The sequence below is a fragment of the Pseudomonas sp. Irchel 3A5 genome, assembly GCF_900187575.1.
Lineage (GTDB): Bacteria > Pseudomonadota > Gammaproteobacteria > Pseudomonadales > Pseudomonadaceae > Aquipseudomonas > Aquipseudomonas folii.
This window is the reverse complement of record NZ_FYDU01000003.1, coordinates 80,854-102,149: the sequence shown is the minus strand read 5'-3', so window position 1 is coordinate 102,149 and position 21,296 is coordinate 80,854. Positions and strand designations below refer to the sequence as shown.

Annotated in this window: 16 protein-coding genes; 6 read left to right on the top strand and 10 right to left on the bottom strand. The window is 57.5% G+C overall.

What is annotated here, in order from left to right:
* Positions 1–39 precede the first annotated feature (39 nt).
* Together dctA and CKW31_RS05295 are read right to left on the bottom strand one after the other, a co-directional pair.
* Positions 40–1,341: a C4-dicarboxylate transporter DctA gene (dctA, locus tag CKW31_RS05300; RefSeq protein WP_095093360.1), complete on the bottom strand. Its 1,302-nt coding sequence runs from the start codon at positions 1,339–1,341 to the stop codon at positions 40–42.
* Positions 1,342–1,419: 78 nt separating this feature from the next.
* A complete protein-coding gene (locus tag CKW31_RS05295; RefSeq protein WP_095093359.1) occupies positions 1,420–2,775 on the bottom strand; it encodes an adenylosuccinate lyase family protein in 1,356 nt (451 codons plus the stop codon).
* Between the two features lie 116 nt (positions 2,776–2,891).
* On the opposite strand from CKW31_RS05295, the gene CKW31_RS05290 reads away from it, so the two are divergent.
* A complete protein-coding gene (locus CKW31_RS05290; RefSeq protein ID WP_095093358.1) occupies positions 2,892–3,629 on the top strand; it encodes a GntR family transcriptional regulator in 738 nt (245 codons plus the stop codon).
* 326 nt (positions 3,630–3,955) lie between these two features.
* On the opposite strand, the gene CKW31_RS05285 is transcribed toward CKW31_RS05290, so the two are convergent.
* From CKW31_RS05285 to xylA, 4 genes are all read right to left on the bottom strand, one after another.
* Positions 3,956–5,092, bottom strand: coding sequence for a sugar ABC transporter permease (locus CKW31_RS05285; RefSeq protein WP_095093357.1), 1,137 nt, complete (start codon positions 5,090–5,092; stop codon positions 3,956–3,958).
* Entirely contained in the window at positions 5,093–6,652 is a 1,560-nt protein-coding gene (gene xylG / locus CKW31_RS05280; RefSeq protein ID WP_095093356.1) for a D-xylose ABC transporter ATP-binding protein, read from the bottom strand.
* Positions 6,653–6,830: 178 nt separating this feature from the next.
* A complete protein-coding gene (xylF, locus tag CKW31_RS05275) occupies positions 6,831–7,832 on the bottom strand; it encodes a D-xylose ABC transporter substrate-binding protein (protein ID WP_095093355.1) in 1,002 nt (333 codons plus the stop codon).
* Positions 7,833–7,994: 162 nt separating this feature from the next.
* The gene (gene xylA, locus CKW31_RS05270) at positions 7,995–9,311 is read right to left on the bottom strand and encodes a xylose isomerase (RefSeq protein ID WP_095093354.1); all 1,317 of its coding nucleotides are present in this window, start codon (positions 9,309–9,311) and stop codon (positions 7,995–7,997) included.
* A gap of 190 nt (positions 9,312–9,501) precedes the next feature.
* On the opposite strand from xylA, the gene CKW31_RS05265 reads away from it, so the two are divergent.
* Positions 9,502–10,680, top strand: coding sequence for a XylR family transcriptional regulator (locus tag CKW31_RS05265; protein WP_095093353.1), 1,179 nt, complete (start codon positions 9,502–9,504; stop codon positions 10,678–10,680).
* A gap of 263 nt (positions 10,681–10,943) precedes the next feature.
* On the opposite strand, the gene CKW31_RS05260 is transcribed toward CKW31_RS05265, so the two are convergent.
* Positions 10,944–11,885: an ADP-ribose pyrophosphatase gene (locus CKW31_RS05260; RefSeq protein WP_095093352.1), complete on the bottom strand. Its 942-nt coding sequence runs from the start codon at positions 11,883–11,885 to the stop codon at positions 10,944–10,946.
* Between the two features lie 271 nt (positions 11,886–12,156).
* Between CKW31_RS05260 and CKW31_RS05255 the strand changes: the two genes are divergently transcribed.
* Positions 12,157–12,807: a TetR/AcrR family transcriptional regulator gene (locus tag CKW31_RS05255; RefSeq protein WP_095093351.1), complete on the top strand. Its 651-nt coding sequence runs from the start codon at positions 12,157–12,159 to the stop codon at positions 12,805–12,807.
* Between the two features lie 57 nt (positions 12,808–12,864).
* Here the strand turns inward: CKW31_RS05255 and CKW31_RS05250 are convergent, their stop codons facing one another.
* Positions 12,865–15,567: a glycoside hydrolase family 3 protein gene (locus tag CKW31_RS05250; RefSeq protein ID WP_095093617.1), complete on the bottom strand. Its 2,703-nt coding sequence runs from the start codon at positions 15,565–15,567 to the stop codon at positions 12,865–12,867.
* A 60-nt stretch (positions 15,568–15,627) separates the two neighbouring features.
* Positions 15,628–15,864: a hypothetical protein gene (locus CKW31_RS05245; RefSeq protein ID WP_371856689.1), complete on the bottom strand. Its 237-nt coding sequence runs from the start codon at positions 15,862–15,864 to the stop codon at positions 15,628–15,630.
* Positions 15,865–16,474: 610 nt separating this feature from the next.
* Between CKW31_RS05245 and CKW31_RS05240 the strand changes: the two genes are divergently transcribed.
* Positions 16,475–16,699 (top strand): hypothetical protein, encoded by a 225-nt coding sequence (locus CKW31_RS05240; protein ID WP_246475612.1) that lies wholly within the window; start codon positions 16,475–16,477, stop codon positions 16,697–16,699.
* Positions 16,700–16,731: 32 nt separating this feature from the next.
* On the opposite strand, the gene CKW31_RS05235 is transcribed toward CKW31_RS05240, so the two are convergent.
* Positions 16,732–17,604: a glycoside hydrolase family protein gene (locus CKW31_RS05235; protein WP_095093349.1), complete on the bottom strand. Its 873-nt coding sequence runs from the start codon at positions 17,602–17,604 to the stop codon at positions 16,732–16,734.
* Between the two features lie 298 nt (positions 17,605–17,902).
* On the opposite strand from CKW31_RS05235, the gene CKW31_RS05230 reads away from it, so the two are divergent.
* Both CKW31_RS05230 and CKW31_RS05225 read left to right on the top strand, forming a co-directional pair.
* Positions 17,903–19,939: an NADPH-dependent 2,4-dienoyl-CoA reductase gene (locus CKW31_RS05230; RefSeq protein WP_095093348.1), complete on the top strand. Its 2,037-nt coding sequence runs from the start codon at positions 17,903–17,905 to the stop codon at positions 19,937–19,939.
* Between the two features lie 219 nt (positions 19,940–20,158).
* Positions 20,159–21,181, top strand: a complete 1,023-nt coding sequence (locus CKW31_RS05225; RefSeq protein WP_176469789.1) for a 1-aminocyclopropane-1-carboxylate deaminase/D-cysteine desulfhydrase — start codon at positions 20,159–20,161, stop codon at positions 21,179–21,181.
* Positions 21,182–21,296: the final 115 nt, after the last annotated feature.

The following is a 21,296-nucleotide window of genomic DNA, read 5'->3' as shown; positions in this document are numbered from 1 at the left end:
GGCAAAAGAAGCATAAGTTTTGAAGGCATTCAGGCTTATCTAAAGTGCTGCCTGGGGACTGCGTCCCAGCACTCGCGTGTATTCCGCTTTCGCCGTCTGTTCGGTGAACTCCCCCGACCACTTCGACACCACGACCGTAGCAACGCTGTTACCGATGGTGTTGCAAGTGGCGATGGCCATGGACATGAAGCGGTATACCCCGAACAGCAGCGCCAGACCTTCGGCAGGTAACACGCCAATGGCGGTGACGGTGGCCGCAAACACTACGAAACTACCGCCCGATACCGCTGCTGCGCCCTTGGACGTCACCAGCATGATCGCGATCATCCCCAACTGTTGTTCCCAGCTCAGAGGCACCCCGTAAGCATTCGCGATAAACAGCACACACAGCGACATGTAGATCGACGTACCGTCCAGGTTGAACGCATAGCCAGTGGGCAATACCAGGCCAACGCTTTGTTTGGAACAACCGAATTTCTCCAGTTTTTGCAGCAGACGTGGCAGCGCGCTTTCCGAGGAAGCCGTACCCAGCACGATGAAGACCTCGTCCTTGATGTACTTGAGGAAGCGCCACAGGCTGAAGCCGGCAATCCGGCACACAATGCCCAATACCACAAAGATGAAGAAGGCGATGGCGACGTAGAACATCAAAACGAGGTTAGCCAACGACATGAGTACCGCAGTGCCGTTGCTGCCTACTGCATAGGCCACCGAACCAAACGCACCCAGTGGCGCGAACTTCATGATCAGGTTGATGAATTCGAAGAAGCATTCAGAGATACGGCTCAGGCCTTCTTCGATCACTTCACGACGTTCAGGCTTGAGGGCCAGCAAAGCAAAGCCGAACAGCACCGAAATCACCAGCACTTGCAGCAGTTGTCCGCCCGCGAATGCGCCGACGAAGTTGTCCGGGAAAATACCGTAGATGAAATCCATGGTCGAAGTCGGGCCATGGCCCTTGGCGACAGCGGCGCTGGCGGCGGCTGCGGTGGCGCTGCTTGGGTGCGCGTCATGCATGCCGGAGCCAATCTGCAGCAGGTTGCCCCAGATCAGGCCAATGGCCAACGCGAGGGTGGACACCACTTCAAAATAGATCAGTGCCCGCAAACCCACCTTGCCGACCCGTTTGATATCACCGGCCGAAGCAATGCCGTGGACCACGGTGAAAAACACCAGCGGCGCAACAGCGGTCTTGATCAGCTTGAGGAATATATCGCCCAGAATCTTGAACTTCGCTGCCAGCTCCGGTGCCAGAAAGCCGAACGCGATGCCCAGCACCATGGCAGCAATAACCTGAAACGTCAGGTCCCGGTAGAACGGTTTTTTTGTAGTCGTGGACATGTCTGCAATCTCGTTGTTTTTATTAGCGAGTAATGGGCAGCGGGGCGTGACACAAGGTGAGCCCCGTCCTGATTGGGTTCAGCGTTTGACGGCTCCCTGACGGGCGAGGGCGATATCGACCATTTGTGGTGCCAGGCCCAGGTAGTTGGCGGGGTCGGTGAGGCGCTTCAATTCTTCAACATCCAGTTGCGCTGTCGCTTCACCTTGCGCCAGCAGGGCTTCGAGCAGGCTGGTGCCCTGATCGTTGGCCATGCGGCAAGCGGCATACACCACGTCGTGAGCAACCTGACGGCCCAGCGCCGGGGCGAGGCCCATCATCACGGCTTCGGCAACTATCAGGCCCTGAGTCATGTCGAGGTTCTGGCGCATGCGTTCGGTGCGAACTTCCAGACCGGCCAACATGAATTTGGCCTGGCCCAAAGACGCAGCGCTCAGGGCGAAGGCTTCCGGAATTGCGATCCACTCGGCCTGCCACGGGCCGGTGGAACGCTCGAAATCCTGAATCATTGCATCGAGCATCAACCCGGCGTGCTGGCGAACGCCTTTGGCCGCGGCATACATCAACTCGCAGGATATCGGGTTGCGCTTTTGCGGCATGGTGCTGCTGGCGCCACGACCTTTGACGAATGGTTCGTACACTTCGCCCAGCTCGCTGGTCATCATCATCATGACGTCCAGCGCCACCTTGCCCAGTGAGCCTGTGACCAGACCGAGGAAGTTCAGGGTTTCCGCCAGGCCATCACGGGCAACATGCCAAGTGGCCTGAGGCACGCCAAGACCCAACTCGTCCATCAACGCTTCCTGCACATCCAGGCCCTTGTCGCCCAGTGAGGCGAGGGTGCCTGCTGCGCCAGCGAACTGGCCGATTTCCACTCGCGGACGCAGCTCGACCAGACGCTCGGCGTGGCGATCAAACATGCTCAGCCACACCGCGCACTTGTAGCCGAAGGTAATGGGCAGCGCGTGTTGCAAGTGAGTACGGCCAGCCATCGGCGTATCACGGTAGCGTTTCGCGAGGTCAGCGAGTAAACCACGTACGGCCTGAATGTCGCGCTCGACAATGGCCAGGGCCGCACGCACCTGCAGGACCACGGCGGTGTCCATGATGTCCTGGGTTGTCGCACCCCAATGCACATAGCGACCGGCTTCGCCGCAGGTTTTCGACAGTTGTTCAACCAGCGGAAGAATCGGATAACCAACGATTTCGGTTTCGTGCTGCATCAACGCGAGGTCGAGGGATTCGTAGGTGGCGAGTTCGGCGATCTGCTCGGCGGCCTGCCCAGGAATCACGCCGCAGCGAGCTTCGGCACGTGCCAATGCCACTTCTACTTCGATGTAGCGTTCGATCAAAGCCTTGTCGGAAAACACGCCGCGCATTTCAGCGGTGCCGAACATGTCGCGGAAAAGAGCGGAATCGAAGACGGTACTAGACATGAAAGCATTCCTATTATGTTGTTATTGGCCGTACATATTTAATATGTTCGTACATAATTCTTACGCTTGCGCTGATACACTGTCAACACTGTGAAAAGCCGGGACTGATCGAAGGTATGAGCCAGACACGCTATGCCGTTGTTGCAAAGGACCTGATCGAGGGAATTGCCAGCGGTCGTTATCCCGTCGGCACGCTACTGCCGACTGAATTCGAGCTCTGCGAGTTGTATGAGGTCAGCCGCCACACCGTGCGTGCTGCTATCACGCAACTGCAAAATCAGGGACTTGTTTCGCGCCGCAAACGAGTGGGCACTCGCGTCGAAGCGGCGACGCCAAGAGGGGGGTATTCACAGTCCCTGGCGTCGGTCGCCGACCTGGCGCATCTGGCTGAAACCCAGGTTCGTAGCATTCAGGATGTGAGTCATTTTGTGGCCGACATTGCACAGGCCCGACGCCTCGGCCTGGAGCCCGGCGAGCATTACTTTTGCGTCTCAAGTATCCGGGTTGATCAGGAGAACTTGCGCGCGCCACTTTGCTGGACTGATGTTTATGCCCTAGACATCTATGCAGAGGTCATCGAACTGGCGAAACAGCATCCGGATGAGCTGATTGCAGCGTTGATTGAACAGCATTTCGGTCGGCACATCGATGTGGTTGATCAGCAAGTACGAGCGGTATTGTTGACACCTGAAATCGCCAAAAATCTGAATGCTGAAACGGGGGCGCCCGGTCTGAAAATCCTGCGCCAGTACCGTGATGAGGAAGGCAAGGTGATGGTGGTTTCCGAAACCGTTCACCCCGATGACCGCTTCACGCTGGTGACCCAGATGAAGCGTGAGAAGGCGGGTTTTTAGGGGACTAGGCAAAGCGCTCGACCGGTAAGAATTGAAGCGCGATCCCTGTGTGGGAGATTCTATGTTCCCCGCAAGCTGATATGCGACGTGGGACCGGCTTTAGCCGGGAAAGCGGTATTTCAGACGACCCATTTTCAGCGCCTGTACCGGCCTCCTCTCGGCTAAAGCCGGTCCTACGACATTGCGCAGAACCTGTGGGAGCGGTGCTTGACCGCGATAAGTCTGAATGCAATAGACCTGATATCTGCGGTGCTCTTATCGCGGGCAAGCACCGCTCCCACAGGATCCGCGCAATTCCAATATTCGAGACAGGCTCTGCTCTCCAATCAACGCCGCCCCGTCCGGGTACTGACATCCACCCAAACCGCCAGCACCAGAATGCTGCCCTTGACGATCATCTGCCAGTAGCTGTCCACGTCGAGCATGGACATGCCGTTGTCCAGACTGGTGATCACCAGTGCACCGAGAAGTGCTCCGTAGACGGTGCCGGAGCCACCGCGCATTGAGGTGCCGCCGATGAAGCAGGCGGCGATGGCGTCGAGTTCGCCCATGCTTCCGGCAGAAGGCGAACCGGCCGCCAGGCGTGCGGTGTTGACCATGCCGGCGAGGGCGCACATCACGCCCATGATGCCGAATATCCACAGTTTCACGGCCTGCACGTTGATGCCGGACAGTCGCGTCGCTTCCATGTTGCTGCCCACTGAATAGACCCGTCGGCCGAAGACTGTCTGGGTGGTGACGTAGCTGAATACACCCAGCAAAACTAGCAACAGCAGCACCGGCACGGGGATGCCGTCGTAGCTGTTGAGGGTCTGGACGAATCCGGCCAGCACCGCGCCGATCAACACCACGCGCAAGACGTCTCGCACCAGTGAATGCGCAGCGAGACCGTGGACGGCGCGATTGCGGCGTTGCTTCCAGGTCAGATACAGCGTGAGTGCGAACAGCACGATGCCCAGCCCGGTGCCAACTGAATGCGGCAGATAGCCTTGCCCGACGTACACCAGTTCCGGCGATACCGGGGCGATGGTCGTGCCGCCGGTGATGCCCAGCAGAATGCCGCGAAACGCCAACATGCCGCCCAGTCCGACGATGAAAGACGGGATGCGCAGGTAAGCGGTCATGTAGCCATTGGCGAGGCCGATCATCAGCCCGCACAACGCGACAAGGCTGAGGTTTGCCAGCAGGGGGATGTGATAGACCACGTCAAGAATGGCCGCCAGTCCACCGAGCAGCCCAAGTAACGAGCCCACGGACAAATCGATCTCGCCACTGATGATCACCAGCACCATGCCGCAGGCAAGAATCCCGGTGATCGACATCTGCCGCAGTAAGTTGGACAGGTTGCGCGGGGTCAGAAATCCACCGTCGGTCTGCCAACTGAAGAACAGCCAGATGACCGCCACGGCGATGACCAGCGCAAGCATTTTGTAGCGTGTGAAGAGCTGTTTGACCTGATTCATCTACGCGGACTTCCGATCATTATTGTTGTTAGGGTCGGCGGTTTGACTGAGTGCGGCGGCGAGTAGCTGCTCCTGAGTGAGGTCGTGGTTGATGAAGTCTCCGCGCAGTTGACCTTCGCCAATGACCAGCACCCGGTCGGAGACACCGAGCACTTCAGCCAGCTCCGAAGACACCATGATGATCGACACGCCCGCAGCCGCCAGCGCTCCCATCAATTTGTAGATTTCGTACTTGGCGCCCACATCCACGCCACGGGTGGGCTCATCGAGAATCAGCACGCGGGGTTTGGTCAGCAGCATTTTTGCCAGAACGGCTTTTTGCTGATTGCCGCCCGACAGGCTGGTGATCGGCAGGAACGGGCTCGCGGTCTTGAGGTGCATGCGCGAGATCTCCTTGTCGATGCTGTCCAGCTCGGCTTCGGCGTCAATGCGGGTCAGCCTGGAGTAAGCGTCCAGCACGGCCAGGGTAATGTTCTGGCCGACTCCCAGATCGGGAATGATGCCTTGGCGCTTGCGGTCTTCGGGGACCATGCACAGGCCGGCGCGAATGGATTTCAGCGGCGTGCGCGTGTCGATCAGTTTGCCGTCCAGCCAGACTTCGCCCTCGTGGCGGCCGGGATAGGCGCCAAACAACGCCGAGACCAGCTCCGTGCGACCGGCGCCGACCAGCCCGGCTATACCGAGTATCTCGCCACGCTTGAGGGCGAACGAAATGTCGTCGACCCGTTTGCGTTTCGGGTTGTCGACGTCGTAGCAGGTGATATGGCGCGCCTCGAAAATCACTTCACCAATGTCATGGGGTTCGGTGGGATACAGGTTGCTCATTTCCCGCCCGACCATCTGGGTAATGATCCGGGTAATGTCCATGTCTGCCATCGCAGTGGTGGCGATGTGTTTGCCGTCACGGATCACTGAAATGGTGTCGCACACAGCCGCGACTTCATCGAGCTTGTGGGAGATATAGACGCATGCAACGCCCTTGGACTTGAGGTCGCGGATGATATCCAGCAGGACCTCGATTTCCGAGCGGGTCAGCGCTGATGAGGGCTCATCGAGGATCAACAGTCGCGCCTGCTTGTTCAGCGCCTTGGCGATTTCCACCAGTTGCTGATAGCCACCGCCGTATTGGGAAACCGGCAATGAGACGTTCATGTCCGGGACTTTCAGTTCGCGCATCAGGGCTTCGGCGCGGCGGGTCATGGCGGGGTAGTTCATACGCCCGCCGAACAATGTCAGCTCATGGCCCATGAAGATGTTCTCGGTCACTGACAGGTCCGGCACCAGGGTCAGTTCCTGGTGAATAATGACGATCCCGGCAGCTTCGGTTTCGCTGATCGACTGCGCCTTGAGCGGCTGGCCGTCCCAGAGGATTTCGCCTTCCCAGGTACCGAACGGATAGACCGCCGACAGCACTTTCATCAGCGTGGATTTTCCCGCGCCATTCTCGCCACACAGCCCGACACATTCCCCGGGCCTGACCTTGATATCAATGCCATTGAGGGCTTTTACCCCGTCGAACGTTTTGACGATGCCATTCATTTGCAGCAGATATTCGGACATGGCGAGTGCTCAAAATAAGCGGGTGCGGACTGCAGCCATTAACCTGTAGGAGCGCACGAGCACCGCGAGGCCGCGATGGCGTTCTGCCTGATACACCGCCATCGCGGCCTCGCGGTGCTCGTGCGCTCCTACAGGTCTAACGTTTAGCGTCCAAAGGACTTAGTTCTGCGCGTCCGGATCACTTCCCGTCAATCTGCGCCTTGGTGTAAAACCCGTCCTTTTCCAGCAGATCGATGTTGTCCTTGGTCAACGGGGTCGGCGTGAGCAGGATTGTGTCGACTTTCTTGCTGCCGTTGTCGTACTGAGAGCTGTAGGTGGGTTTCTCGTTGCGCGCCAGTTGCACCGAGAGCTTGGCGGCCTCGGAGGCAATGAGTTTCAGCGGCTTGTAGACGGTCATGGTCTGCGTGCCATCGATCACACGTTTGACCGCTGCGAGGTCAGCGTCCTGACCCGAGATCGGCACCTTGCCCGCCAGCTTCTGCGCGGCCAGTGCCTGGATGGCACCGCCTGCGGTGGCGTCGTTGGAGGCAACGATGCCGTCGATCTTGTTGTCGTTACGGGTCAGGGCGTTTTCGACAATGCTCAGGGCCTCAGTCGGGTTCCACTCTTTCACCCACTGCTGACCGACGATTTTGATATCACCCTTGTCGATTGCCGGCTGTAGCACCTTCATCTGGCCTTCGCGCAGCACCTTTGCATTGTTGTCCGTCGGAGCGCCACCGAGCAAAAAGTAATTGCCCTTGGGCGCCGCTTTCAGCACGCCACTTGCCTGCATCTCACCGACCTTTTCGTTATCGAAGGAGATGTAAGCGTCGATGTCAGCATTGAGAATCAACCGGTCATAGGACACGACCTTGATACCGGCTTTCTTCGCTTCGGCAACCGCGTTGGTCAGCACGGTGGCGTTGAAAGGCACGATCACAATGACATCTACCCCACGAGAAATGAGGTTCTCGATCTGTGAAATCTGCTTTTGCTCATTGGCGTCGGCGGATTGTACAAAGACCTTGGCGTCCATTTTTTCCGCTGCGGCGACAAAGTAATCGCGGTCGCGGGACCAGCGCTCCAGGCGCAGGTCATCAATGGAGAAACCGATTTTCGGATGGGCAGGGTCGGCCATGGCCGGAATTGAAAGCAGCGCCAAAGCGCCAACCAACAGCGTGCGTTTAAAACTGTTCATGATGGTGCGTCCTTTTATTGTTGTTCGAAGACACTTTTTTGAAGCCACTGCCTGACGATAGATATCGTGCTGGTAGAACTGTAGAGACTCGCAAGGCGCCACGAGCACAGATTTGTCGCGCGAATGTAACCGGGTTGCTGCGCCTGTGGCCCTTGATTGCAGTCAGCGATAGATGAACTGATTGACGACGTTTTCGAGCATTTCCTGCCTTCCGCTCACGGCTTGCGGATTCAGTTCCTGGGTGAACGCATGTTCAGCCAGAGACTGGAGGGTGAACTCGCCCGCTAACACTCCCTGGCCTAATGGCTGCTGCCAGCCCGCGTAGCGTTGGTCCTTGAATTGCTGGAGCCGGTCGTTCTGCAGCATGGCCGCAGCGCGTTCGAGGGACAGAGCGAGGACATCCATCGCCGCAACATGACCGTGGAACAGATCGATTTCGTCGAGGCTTTGCCGGCGGACCTTGGAATCAAAGTTGAAGCCGCCGTTCTTGAATCCGCCTGCTTTGAGGATTTCGTAAGTGGCGAGGGTCATTTCCTCGACGCTGTTGGGGAACTGGTCAGTGTCCCAGCCGTTTTGCGGGTCACCGCGGTTGGCGTCGATACTGCCGAAAATCCCTAAAGAGGCGGCCGTCGCGATTTCGTGATGGAAGCTATGACCGGCCAGGGTCGCGTGGTTGGCCTCAATGTTGACCTTGATCTCGTTTTCCAGGCCGAACTGCTGCAGAAAGCCAAACACGGTGGCGCAGTCGTAATCGTATTGATGCTTGGTGGGTTCCTGCGGCTTGGGCTCGATCAACAGATCGCCTTTGAAATTGATCTTGTGCTTGTGCTCAACCACCATGCGCATAAAGCGCCCCAGCTGATCGCGTTCGCGTTTCAAGTCGGTATTGAGCAGGGTTTCATAACCCTCGCGACCACCCCACAACACGTAGTTGGCGCCGCCGAGTCGCTGGGTTGCGTTCATGGCGCTGAACACCTGCGCAGCGGCACAGGCGAAGACTTCCGGATCAGGGTTGCTCGCAGCGCCAGCGGCAAAGCGTGGGTTGCTGAAGCAGTTGGCGGTTCCCCACAGCAGCTTGATGCCGCTTTGCTGCTGATGGCGCTCCAGATGATCGACCATCTGCGCAAAATTATTGCGGTATTCCTTAAGCGAGCTGCCTTCCGGGGCGACATCGGTGTCGTGAAAGCAGTAATAGTCGATGCCCAGCTTGGTGAAGAATTCGAACGCTGCCTCGGCCTTGCCCATCGCCACTTCCAGCGGGTCGCCGGGGCGCTGCCATGGGCGTTTGAAGGTGCCTGCGCCGAACACATCGGAGCCCGGCCAGACGAAGGTGTGCCAGTAGCAGGCCGCCATGCGCAGGTGCTCGCGCATCGGTTTGCCCAGGATGATTTTGTTCGCATCATAGTGGCGAAAGGCGAGGGGGGAATCGCTGTCAGGGCCTTCGTAGCGAATTCGGTCTATATCGGGGAAATATGGCATTCGCAATGTCCTTGTTGTTTTTATCGGTTGCTCTAATCGATCGTTCTTTTCGGTGCCTCGATACTAGCAACGGCCCTGTTGCTGCCGATTATGAAAAACGTCAACCCGGAGTGCGATTTTGCGTATTGAGATTCTGCGTCCGCGCGCCTAGTCTGTTTCGATAACCGCTGGCTGGCCCAGGACAATAACAATGAAAACTGTACCGCCTGTTCACCGCGTTGCACTGTTGTTCAACGGCGGCAAGATCTACGACCGCGGCATCATCAGCGGTATCGGCAACTACCTGAGCAGTACCCGCGCCTCCTGGGATTTGTTTCTGGAAGAAGATTTTCTCTGCCGCTTGAGAGGTATCGAGCGCTGGCAGGGCGACGGGATCATTGCCGACTTCGATGACCCTATGATCGGCGAGGCGCTGGCCGGGATCAGGTTGCCGGTGGTGGCGGTCGGCGGCTCTTATCAAAACGAGGGGGACTATCCGCGAGGCATCCCTTACGTCGCCACCGATAATCAGGCGTTGATGACGCTGGCGTACGAGCACCTTATTGAAGCGGGGCTGACTCGTTTTGCCTGCTTCAGCCTGCCCGAAGCGCAAGCCAATCGCTGGGCTCAGGAGCGAGAGAAAGCCTTTCGCATACTGATGCAGCGCGATGGGCTGCAGGGGGAGATCTATCGCGGCATGGGCACCAGTGCGCCGCTCTGGAACAGCGCTGTCGAACAGCAGATCGCCTGGCTGCAAAGCTTGCCCAAACCCATCGGAATTATTGCCGTCAGTGACGCCCGCGCGCGTCAATTACTGCAGGCTTGCCTGACCGCCGGGATTCCCGTTCCGGAGCAGGTGGCGCTAATCGGTATCGATAACGATCCTCTCACTCGCAGCCTGACCCGCGTGCCGCTGAGCTCTGTTAGCCAAGGCACCGAAACCATGGGGCGCACCGCAGCGCAGTTGCTGCATCAGATGCTGCACGGCATGCCAGCCAAGGGCACGCACATTCTGATTCCGCCGGATTCGATCAACGTCCAGGTATCGAGCCTGCATCAACCGTTGGGTGATCCCTACGTGATGCAGGCGCTGCTGTTCATCCGCCAATACGCTTGCCAAGGCATCAAGACCGCACAAGTCGCGGCTTATGTAGGTGTGTCGCGCTCATCGCTGGAATCGCACTTTCGCCAGGCTCGGGGCTGCAGCGTGCATGACGAAATCCTGCGCTTCAAACTCGATGCAGCGGCCAGCGGGCTGAAGAACACCGATTCGACCATTGCAGACACGGCACGCAGTTGCGGTTTCAAATCCGCGCAGTACCTGCACACCGTATTCCGTCGTGAGTTTGGCTGTACGCCGCTTGAGTATCGGCAGGAGGTGATTGTTTAGGAACATCGCCCGGCCGGTTCTGCGGATTGCGCCGGTTCTGTGGGAGCGGTGCTTGCCCGCGATAAGAACACCGCGTTGTATCCTTTCAGACCGCGTCGCCTTTATCGCGGGCAAGCACCGCTCCCACAAAAAACGCATTTTATTTATGTAGTTATATTTTTGACAGGAGCTGCCGAAGGCTGCGACAGCGGTGTGTCAGACACGCCGCAATAGCTGGCCTCGTAACTTCCGTGAGCTCCTACAGGCCCGATGTTTTCAGCCCTTTATTGAATATCTGGAACCTCATCAAGGCTGCGATACACCGCCAGCCCTTGCTGCTGGGCCAGCTCAACCATCAGGTCCGCGCCCTCTGACGATCCACCGATGCGCAATACGCCGTCACAGCGTTGCAGAAGCTTTTTCGCGTATTCATGAAAATGCTTCTGGAACACTTCGTCACCGATGCTTCTGCAGCCTGCCATTTGCACCAAAGGTAACGCCACCCATTCGGCCACCACCGGGAAGTGCCCGGCACTCAGTAGTTCTGCAGCGGCTGCTTGCATGGCCTGCACATTGGCTGCCAGCAAAGCGGGATCATCACCGGTGCCCGAGCGGTAGGGGCCTGCCACCAGAATCATCAGGCCGGAAGAGGGGGGCATGAGTTGCTTGATGTACTGCAGGAGGATGATGGTCTTACCGTCCATGATCCGGCCGTCGTCGACCATCTCCAGCGCCCGATCGAACGGCAGCTCCAGCACTTCGATGTCCTCACCTTCTTCGGCCAGTCCACCACCGTCATTGATGCGATCTTCCGGCTGGTATTCGCCGACAAAGAAATGCAGGCGTTCAGTCACTGAGCCCGGGCTCATGAACGCGTCATAGATCTTGCGCACCGATTTGACCCTATAGCCGGTTTCCTCTTCGGCTTCCAGGCGGATTCGCTCTTCAGGACTCGCGTTATCCAGCAGGCCTGCAGCCGCTTCGATCAAGTAACCGTCATGCCCGTTGACGAAGGCCGGGATGCGAAATTGCCGGGTAAGAATGACAGTCCGTTTTGCCAGGTTGTAGAGGCCGATCGTGGCGCCGTTGCCCCTGTCGTACACTTCCCGGGTCAGTGCCTGCCAACTGCCGTCCCGGCGTTGCATTTCGAATTCGATATTTTTCAGCAGATACCAGTTATCCGACAGAAGATGTTCGCCTGTGATTCGAACCTTGGGTGTATCCATGGATGGCAGTCCTTTGTGGTCATGTATCGCGAACGTGGGTTATTTGTCAGCTTCAAAGGCACATGGTATGTTCCGCCGCCGACATGATCTACATGCAGTTGCCGAGGCTTTTACCCGTGCAGCCCTGGCGTAGAGTTGAATTCATTGATGCATCGCTGATCAGGTTTCGGAAAATTCTCTATGGGCACTGCTTGGCCTGTAAGTGAACGCTTCAGCGCAAAACCCACACGCTGACAAGTTTCATATTTGCGCAACGGACAGTGCTATTCAAATGCCAAAAAATACTTCCCTACCTGACCCTGCCGCGCCTCCCAAGCGTCGCCATATCCCCAAGGGGGATATACGCAAACTGGAAATTATCCAGGCCGCCATGGTTATTTTTGCCAGGGATGGATTTGCGGGCGCAACGCTGACTAACGTTGCCAAGGTCGCGGGCATATCGCAAGTTGGGTTGCTTCATCACTTTCCCAATAAGCTCGCCCTGTTGCACGCCGTGCTGCAGCATCGGGATCAATACGTCGCCAGCCGCTTGCAGGAAGCTGATGAGGTGGCGTCACTGGACGGGTTTTTAGCGTTTCTGAAGTTCATCATGAGGTTCAGCACCGAGGACGCCGCCGTCAGTCAGGCTTTGATGATCATCAATACAGAAAGTCTGTCCGTTACTCACCCGGCCAATCGGTGGTTCAGCGAGCGCTTTGAGATTGTGCACGGCCATATTCAAGCTCATCTCAATCTGCTGATCGAGGCGGGCGAAATTCATTCGGACACGGATGTGAAGCAGGTCAGTCTCGAGATTGCTTCGATGATGGACGGGATGCAGATCCAATGGCTACGCGCACCGGATTACGTACCGATTGAGCGTGCCTTCGCCAGGTACCTTGAGCGTCTGGCTTCGGATCTCAAGCCGGCCGGACTCGACTGAGTACGGCCGTTTGATAGTCGGTGATCGGTGGCTGTAGAAGCCACCGATCAAGCCTCCTCAGTAAGCCTGTTCTGGCTTGACCTGAACTGCGTTGCGCAGCGGAATCGGGAGAGGGTTGGATTCACGCGTCGACAATTTCTCGCCATACAAAGCAACCACGGTGCGGTTGAGCGCCAGGTCTTCCGAGTCTTTGCCCACCAGAACCTTGAACTTGCCCGGGTCTACGATCCAGCTGACAGCGTCAGGCGAATAGTAGGCGAACGAGCGGGAGTCCAGCGGGATCGTCACGGTTTTGCTTTCGCCCGGCTTCAGATAGACCTTGGAGAAACCCTTCAGCTCTTTTTCCGGACGATCAACTTGTGGCTTTGAAGGCTGCACGTACAACTGAGCCACTTCGAAACCAGGCTTGTCGCCCGTGTTGGTCACGGTGAAAGTGGCCTTGATGGTTGCGCCGGGAGCAAGAACGTTGCTCGACAGCTTCAGATCGCTGTACTGATAGGTCGTGTAAGACAAGCCGAAACCGAATGGGTAGAGCGGCTTCGCGTGGTTCTTGTCATAACCGCGATAGCCGAGGTACAGGCCTTCGCTGTAGGTCATTTCAGTCGGCGGGTTAGGGCTGCTGAAGTAGTACGGTGCGGGGTCGGAGTACGAGGCGAAGCTCGGGTTATCCTGCACTTTCTTGTCCAGCGTGATGGGCAGCTTGCCTGACGGGTTGACCTTGCCGTACAGGATTTCTGCCAGCGCCTGACCGCCTTGTTGGCCCGGGAACCAGGCATGCAGGGAAGCCGCGACCTTGGTTGCCCACGGCTGCATGTCCATACCGCCACCGCCGTGCATCACGACGATGGTTTTCGGGTTGGCTCTCTGCACGAAGCTGATCAGCTCGGACTGAAATTGCGGCAGTTCAAACGGATGATCAAGGGACTCACCTTCGTATTCGAAGTTGCTGCCCGCCGCCACCACGACTGCGTCATAGTCAGCCAGATTGGTCGGCGGACGCAGCGATGCCCAGCTCAGTTGCACGCCGTTCATGCCACCCAGTACCGGGGTGTAATTGCCTTTGAGGCGACGATATTCCAGGCGCACGTTGTACTCGGTGCCGGCTTTCAGCGCGACAGTCTTGACGGTACGTGGCACCACAGGAATCAGGTCGAATGAAACCTGCTTGTCTTCATCCTCAACCACCAGCTCGTCGTTGATCCAAAGCTTGTAGGCGCCATCGGCACGGACTTTGAAGACGTGCGGGCCGGTGATGGTGGGTTTGATCTTGCTGGTGAAGCGAGCCGAGAATGCACCCGCTGCCGGGTTGTAGCCGGTTACCGCGCTGGTGCCGCTGTCGGTGACGTTGGTGTTGGTGATCCAGCTCAGGTTGAGGCCCGGTTCGATACGGGTCGCAACAGGGTCACCGGACAGCGTGGTGTTGGCGTAGTACTCGGCTTTCACGCCTGTGTTGCTGATGGCCTCCTTACCTTTGCCTTTACCGCTGCTCGGCTTATACCAGACCGACGACTTCGGATCGAGGCTCATTTGCGGCAGGTAATCGACATTGCTGGTGCTCGACGCCAGCTGCTTGAGGCCGCTGAGTTCGGTCACATAGCTGGCAGGCGCTGAGTAAGCGGTGCCGAATGGCGCAGTCGGTGCCTGCATCGCCAGGTCGCCAATGACAGCGATCTTTGCCGTTTTCGGCAACGGCAGCAGGGGCTTCTGTCCGTCTACAGGTTCGTTGCGCAGGAGCACAATCGACTCCCTCGCCACGTTCAGCGCAGCCAGTTGACCGTACTCGCGGTGCTCAAGAGGCTGAGCCTTGTTGATGCCTTTATCAAAGCCGTAGCTGACCAGTGCCCTGAGATTCCGGCGGACTTTGTCGTCGATGACGCTCTGATGCAACTGGCCGTTCCAGACATAGGGCAGCAGCTTGGCTTCAGTGAATTGCAGGCCGCTTGGCATGTCGATATCGGTGCCTGCCCAAGCGCCTTTGAACGCGTCCTGCACCGAGTTGAAGTCACTCATCACGTTGCCCTGAAAGCCCCATTGGCCTTTCAGGATGTCAGTGATCAGGTGATGGTTCTCACAGGCATATTCGCCGTTGATCTTGTTGTAACCGCACATGATCGAGGCAATGTTCGAGTTCTTGACCAGCGACTCGAAGCCGGGCAGATACAGCTCCTGCATCGCTCGCTCGTCAATTTTGACGTCCAGATAGTGCCGGTTCGCCTCTTGCTCATTCATCAGGTAGTGCTTGGCGGCAGACTGGACGCCCTGCACCTGAATACCGTTGGTAACGGCCGGAGCCAGCACTGCGCCGAGGAATGGATCTTCGCCACTCATGTACTCAGCGGAGCGCCCGTTGAACGGGGTGCGATAGAGGTTGATGGCCGGAGACAGCATTTGCTGACCGCCAGCGATCCGGGTTTCATAGCCAATCGCGAGACCGAATTCCTTGGCCCGGTTGATGCTCCACGTTGCGGCCAGTGCCGACGGTGACGGGTACTGCGCACCAAAGGTCTTGCCGCCTACCAGCACGCCCATCGCCGAGTCATAGGCGACGGTGCCTTGCAGGTTGAATTTGTCCAGCTTGGGAATCATGCGTCCGTCATCGACGCGCGAGAAGTTGATTTTTTCCGACTGGGTCATGTTGTCGAGCATCGCGCCAACCCGCGCTTCGACCTCATTGCCCGTCATCGGGGTGACAGCCATTACGGTGCCTGCCTGAGCAATGCTCAACGCAAGCAGACTCAGGCCTAAGCCTTGTTTGATCATGGACATGGAGCTACTCCTGAATTCGTTCGATAGGGGGTGTGCTGCGTATCAAACGAAGACTCATTTCTCGTCATCGGTCGCAGGGGCATCGTCGGTGACGACTGGGGCATCCAGCACGCGTTGGGCACCGGTTGACTGGCTTTTCGTGGCGCTTTCGGCTCCGGTGATCTGCTCGCGTTTGGCCTCGACTTCCACGCGCACATCGCTCGATGTCGAGGGCAGGGGATTTTTGTTTTCGGCGGCTGATACAGAAAGTGTGGTGAAGCCCATCAGAAAAATGGCAGCAAGAGGCAGCAAGCTTCTAGCCATCGGGAGAATCTCCAAATAGAGGTAGGTAACGAGGAAGTGTCAGCGCGTGGAGGTTTACTACAGGCTGCGACAGTAAGTCCGCAGTGTGAGCTTAAAGTTCTATGGCGGCAAAATATTGCAGTTATATATTTAAATATATCGATCTAATGGTTTTTAAAAAAATAGATTTTGTTGGTGTTTTTTGATTATTTTATTAGAAATAACGGTTTTAAAATCTGTATTTTATAATTTTTTAGCTACAAAAAATCTTTTATCAAAACAGAGCTTAAGCTCTGTTTTGAGCGGTGTTAAAGTGGTCGGGTCATAAGGGAATCCCTTCATGTCGCGTTGGCACATAGGGTGTGCATGCCACGTTGCTCATTCCAGCAGGCGAGAAAACCCACGGTGTGAACAAGGGCGGGTTTTCAGGCTAATGGTATTCAGAGGTTTATCTGTGACATCCCGAGCGAGTTCCTTTCTGTCTCATGAGGCCGGGTTAATCCCGGAGCTCACAGACCCTGTCGCGTTAGATCTGGCGATTTTAAAAGCGGTCTGGCTGCTCAGTGAGGGAAAGTCTGGCGAGAGCAAGCCACGAAAGCTGACGTGTGGGCAGATCTACATGCAGTTGGTGCGCCGTCAACCAAGCGTTCCATCCATCGTGCGCTGTGTGTTGGCGATCGATGTGCTCGTGAACGAAGGGCTGTTGGTGTCGGAGCGGGTGCTGGATGCAGATCCTGCTTTTCCCTACACCCAGCACATCATCAGCGGGCTGACCGAGATCGGTGCAGCGTCCCTGATGGTCAAGGACGCGATGAACACCACCCGACATCCAGTGCGGTTCTGATTGGCCTGGCTATGCATCAAGTCCCGATGGCGTTACTGATTGAAGGGCAGTGAAATATAGTGCTGACCCAGTTCTGTCAGCCTTCCTTCTTCGTTCAACAGGCTTGAAAAGTGCGGGTCCTCATTCATCCGACCCGTAAACCAGGCATACCGAAACACATCCGCGCGGTTCTCGCAGACCGCCACCATCTCTGTCATTTGCTGTTTTTGCTTTTCAAGCGTGTCGATCTGGACCCCATCAATCGGTGAGTGCCAGTTGGCGAACTCAGTGACCCAAAATGGTTTTCCATACTTGGACAGCCTGTCGAGCATGCCTGACAGCCCATAGTCGTACCAATGAAACGCCAGGTAGTCGATCTTCGGATCACGATTCTGATTTTGCGCACGATACGCAGCGTAGAAGGCATCAAGCCACACAACCGGGTCGCCATAACCGGACATCGTTCCCCAGTTCATTGCGGGGCCCACCAGCTTTACCCCGGTCTGCGCGGATATCTGTTCCAGTCTTGGCCAGAATTGCGCGGCGGCCTCGGGTGTCATGTTGGCCTGATCGACGAGATTGGGTTCGTTGATCACCAGCAAATAGCGGATATCCGGGTGGGCCTGCAGGTAGAGTTTCAGTTGCCCATCATCGACATTGGCATTCCAGACCATGGGGATGAAGTCGACCCCGTAGGTGGACGAATAGTTATAGGCGGCGAGCCGGTCGTGGGGCTTTGGGCTCCAGTTGTACCACCAGCTAATTCCCGAGGACAAAGCACTCAAGTCCGCAGGTGAGGCTATGTCGTAGGCGATGCCGCGCTTTGCACTTTTGGTGGCTGACCAGGCCGGCGTGGAGACTGTGGCGAGGGCAAGGCTGAACGCTGTGAGCAGGGTGAATATTCGCAGGTAGTTACGAAACTGCATGATTCGATCCTCCGTGAAATTGTCTTGCTGGAATGGCTGTGGCGTTCATTTGCTTGCAGTTCAGATGCCATCGCTTATCAATCTACTGAAAAGCCATGCCGCCAGGAGAGCTCAAGGGGGCGATTCAACGATAGTTCGGACCATGGCTGCACGTTTAAATCATCAACTTGTCACTTACGGTCATTGAGCAGGCCGCGAAGCTCGTCTTTACTGTTGCGCAATGAACAGGCCACCAAGGTCTGAATAATTGACGGCTGCCTCAGGCGGTCGCATCCCGTGACAGTTCGATGGAGTTTCTATGGCCGCCGCTCATTACCCGCACCTGCTTGCCCCGCTGGACCTGGGCTTTACCACGTTGCGCAACCGCACCCTGATGGGCTCGATGCACACCGGCCTGGAAGAGAAGCCGGGCGGTTTTGAACGCATGGCGGTGTATTTTGCCGAGCGGGCGACGGGCGGTGTGGGGTTGATGGTCACGGGCGGTATTGCCCCCAATGAAGAGGGCGGTGTTTACACCGGTGCGGCCAAGCTGACCACGGTTGAAGAGGCTGAGCAGCATCGCGTGGTCACTCAGGCGGTGCATGCAGCGGGCGGCAAGATTTGTCTGCAAATCCTTCATGCCGGACGTTATGCCTACAGCAAGAATCAGGTTGCCCCGAGCGCCATTCAGGCGCCGATCAATCCTTTCAAACCTCGCGAGCTGGACGAAGCGGGGATCGAAAAGCAGATCGCCGATTTCGTCACCTGCTCGACGCTGGCCCAAAGCGCCGGGTATGACGGCGTGGAGGTCATGGGTTCCGAAGGCTACTTCATCAATCAGTTTCTGGCGGCCCACACCAACCACCGCACAGATCGCTGGGGCGGCAGCTACGAAAACCGCATGCGTTTGCCGGTGGAAATCGTTCGCCGAGTTCGCGAAGCCGTGGGTGCCGAGTTCATCATTATCTTTCGTTTGTCGATGCTGGATCTGGTGGAAGGCGGCAGCACATGGGAAGAGATCGTGCAATTGGCTCAAGCCATTGAGCAGGCCGGTGCGACCATCATCAATACCGGTATCGGCTGGCACGAAGCACGTATCCCGACCATTGCGACCAAGGTGCCGCGCGCGGCTTTCAGTAAAGTCACTGCCAAGCTGCGTGGTTCGGTGGGCATTCCACTGATCACTACCAACCGCATCAACACGCCGGAAGTCGCCGAGCAGATTCTCAGCGAAGGCGACGCCGACATGGTCTCCATGGCGCGCCCTTTTCTGGCGGATCCAGAGTTCGTCAACAAGGCCGCGGCGGGGCGTGCTGATGAAATCAACACCTGTATCGGCTGCAACCAGGCCTGTCTGGACCATACCTTTGGCGGCAAGCTGACCAGTTGCCTGGTCAACCCGCGTGCCTGTCATGAGACCGAACTGAATTACATCCCGACGCACCAAAGCAAGAAAATCGCTGTGATTGGTGCCGGTCCTGCGGGCCTTGCGGCATCTACAGTGGCTGCCGAGCGTGGTCATCACGTGACCTTGTTCGATTCCGCAGCCGAGATCGGCGGCCAGTTCAACATCGCCAAGCGGGTGCCGGGCAAGGAAGAGTTTTACGAAACCTTGCGTTACTTCGCGCGCAAGCTGCAAACCACGGGCGTTGATGTGCGGCTCAATACGCGTGTCGCCGTTGAGGACTTGCTGGGCGCCGGTTACGACGAGGTGATCCTGGCCACTGGTATTGCGCCACGCACCCCGGCGATTCCGGGCATCGATCATCCCAAGGTGTTGAGTTATCTCGACGTGATCCTGCAACGCAAACCGGTAGGACAGAGCGTTGCGGTGATTGGTGCGGGCGGTATCGGCTTCGATGTGTCGGAGTTCCTGGTGCATCAGGGCATTTCCACCAGTCTGGACCGAACCGCGTTCTGGAAAGAATGGGGCATCGATACCCATCTTGAAGCGCGCGGTGGCGTGGCGGGGATCAAACCGGAGCTGCATGCCCCGGCGCGTCAGGTGTTCCTGTTGCAGCGCAAGGCGTCCAAGGTCGGCGACGGACTGGGCAAAACCACCGGCTGGATTCACCGTACCGGCCTGAAGAACAAACAGGTGCAGATGCTCAACAGTGTCGAATACCTGCGCATTGACGACGCCGGTCTGCACATCCGTATCGGCGAAGGTGAAGAGAAAGTGTTGCCGGTGGACAACATCGTAATCTGCGCCGGGCAGGACCCATTGCGTGAGCTTTACGACGGGCTGGTTGCGGCGGGGCAAGCCGTGCACCTTATCGGAGGCGCAGATGTCGCGGTGGAGCTGGATGCCAAGCGGGCCATTGATCAGGGTTCAAGGTTGGCGGCGGGGTTGTAGGGCTTCACTCGGTCTCACTTTAAAAAAGCAATCAAGCTCCGCTCACAGAATTCACTGATGACGTGGGACCGGCTTTAGCCGGGAAGAGGCCGGGACAGACGTTGAATTTCCATCAGCAGAAATACCGCCTTCCCGGCTAAAGCCGGTCCCACGTCGTCAACCAGCTTGCGGGCGCACATAGAATCTACAGATTGACACAAGGCTGAATTTATCGAGGCAATGCTAAACTCCCGCACTTCGTTCAGCGGCCCCATCCTCGTGTCTATCAGCCCCATCCACTGGCAACCCAACGCGCCGCTCCAACGGCTCAATCTGCCTTGGCTCGTCAGTGCCGGTGTCGAGGTTGCGGTACTGCGCCTGGACCTCATCGATCCGCTGATCAGTGGCAACAAGTGGTTCAAGCTTGCCCATCACCTGGCGGCCGCCAGTGAGGTGACTGCGAAAGGCGTTATCAGTCTGGGCGGCGCGCATTCCAATCATCTGCATGCGTTGGCCGCTGCGGGCAAGCGGTTTGGTTTTGCCACGGTCGGTCTGTTGCGTGGTCATGCTGTGGAGACGCCAACCACCATTGATCTACAGGCGTTCGGCATGCAGCTGCACTGGCTTGGCTACGCCGGTTATCGCGCACGGCATGAACCTGACTTCTGGTCGTCGTGGCTGACGCAATACCCTGATTTCTACCCGATCCCGGAAGGCGGCGGAGGTTTGCCCGGCGCGCTGGGTTGTGCCGGGTTGCTGAAGAGGGTGCGCGAGCAACTGAGCGACCTGGGATGGAGTGATTATCACGGTTGGTGGCTGGCTGCCGGGACGGGTACAACGCTGGCGGGTCTGGTCCTGGCCGAGGAGGGCGCGCATCCGGTGCATGGTGCCATGGCGGTGCCGGATGATCATGGGGTTGAGCAGAATGTCGCGGCAATTCTGGAGCATCGCAAAACCGGTAGGAGCGAACTTGTTCGCGAAGCGTCTAGCCTGACACACCGCCTCGCGAACAAGTTCGCTCGTACCGATGGCTACATTCTCATCAGCGCCTCCCGTGGCGGCTTTGCCAAAACCGATCAGCACCTGCTGGATTTCATCGCTACCAGTGAATCCCAAAGCGGCATCCCCCTCGAACCGCTGTACACCGGCAAGGCGCTGATGGCCCTGCACGATGAGGTAGTCGCCGGGCGTTTTCAGGCGGGCACGCGGCTGATTTTCGTCCACACCGGCGGCCTGCAAGGGCGACGCGCGATGGGCTTGTAATCATTGATCCAAAGCCTCTGGCATGAATCATGCGCTATCGAACAGCGGTGGGGTCGGTCCTGACTACGCGGATGACACTTTCAGAGTGAGCCGTCCCAGTGACTGTCCCGATAAT

Bases quoted from the DNA above. Each gene is read 5' to 3' on its own strand.
- dctA (WP_095093360.1), bottom strand. From the start codon at position 1,341: ATGTCCACGACTACAAAAAAACCGTTCTACCGGGACCTGACGTTTCAG.
- CKW31_RS05295 (WP_095093359.1), bottom strand. From the start codon at position 2,775: ATGTCTAGTACCGTCTTCGATTCCGCTCTTTTCCGCGACATGTTCGGC.
- CKW31_RS05290 (WP_095093358.1), top strand. From the start codon at position 2,892: ATGAGCCAGACACGCTATGCCGTTGTTGCAAAGGACCTGATCGAGGGA.
- CKW31_RS05285 (WP_095093357.1), bottom strand. From the start codon at position 5,092: ATGAATCAGGTCAAACAGCTCTTCACACGCTACAAAATGCTTGCGCTG.
- xylG (WP_095093356.1), bottom strand. From the start codon at position 6,652: ATGTCCGAATATCTGCTGCAAATGAATGGCATCGTCAAAACGTTCGAC.
- xylF (WP_095093355.1), bottom strand. From the start codon at position 7,832: ATGAACAGTTTTAAACGCACGCTGTTGGTTGGCGCTTTGGCGCTGCTT.
- xylA (WP_095093354.1), bottom strand. From the start codon at position 9,311: ATGCCATATTTCCCCGATATAGACCGAATTCGCTACGAAGGCCCTGAC.
- CKW31_RS05265 (WP_095093353.1), top strand. From the start codon at position 9,502: ATGAAAACTGTACCGCCTGTTCACCGCGTTGCACTGTTGTTCAACGGC.
- CKW31_RS05260 (WP_095093352.1), bottom strand. From the start codon at position 11,885: ATGGATACACCCAAGGTTCGAATCACAGGCGAACATCTTCTGTCGGAT.
- CKW31_RS05255 (WP_095093351.1), top strand. From the start codon at position 12,157: ATGCCAAAAAATACTTCCCTACCTGACCCTGCCGCGCCTCCCAAGCGT.
- CKW31_RS05250 (WP_095093617.1), bottom strand. From the start codon at position 15,567: ATGATCAAACAAGGCTTAGGCCTGAGTCTGCTTGCGTTGAGCATTGCT.
- CKW31_RS05240 (WP_246475612.1), top strand. From the start codon at position 16,475: ATGCAGTTGGTGCGCCGTCAACCAAGCGTTCCATCCATCGTGCGCTGT.
- CKW31_RS05235 (WP_095093349.1), bottom strand. From the start codon at position 17,604: ATGCAGTTTCGTAACTACCTGCGAATATTCACCCTGCTCACAGCGTTC.
- CKW31_RS05230 (WP_095093348.1), top strand. From the start codon at position 17,903: ATGGCCGCCGCTCATTACCCGCACCTGCTTGCCCCGCTGGACCTGGGC.
- CKW31_RS05225 (WP_176469789.1), top strand. From the start codon at position 20,159: ATGCTAAACTCCCGCACTTCGTTCAGCGGCCCCATCCTCGTGTCTATC.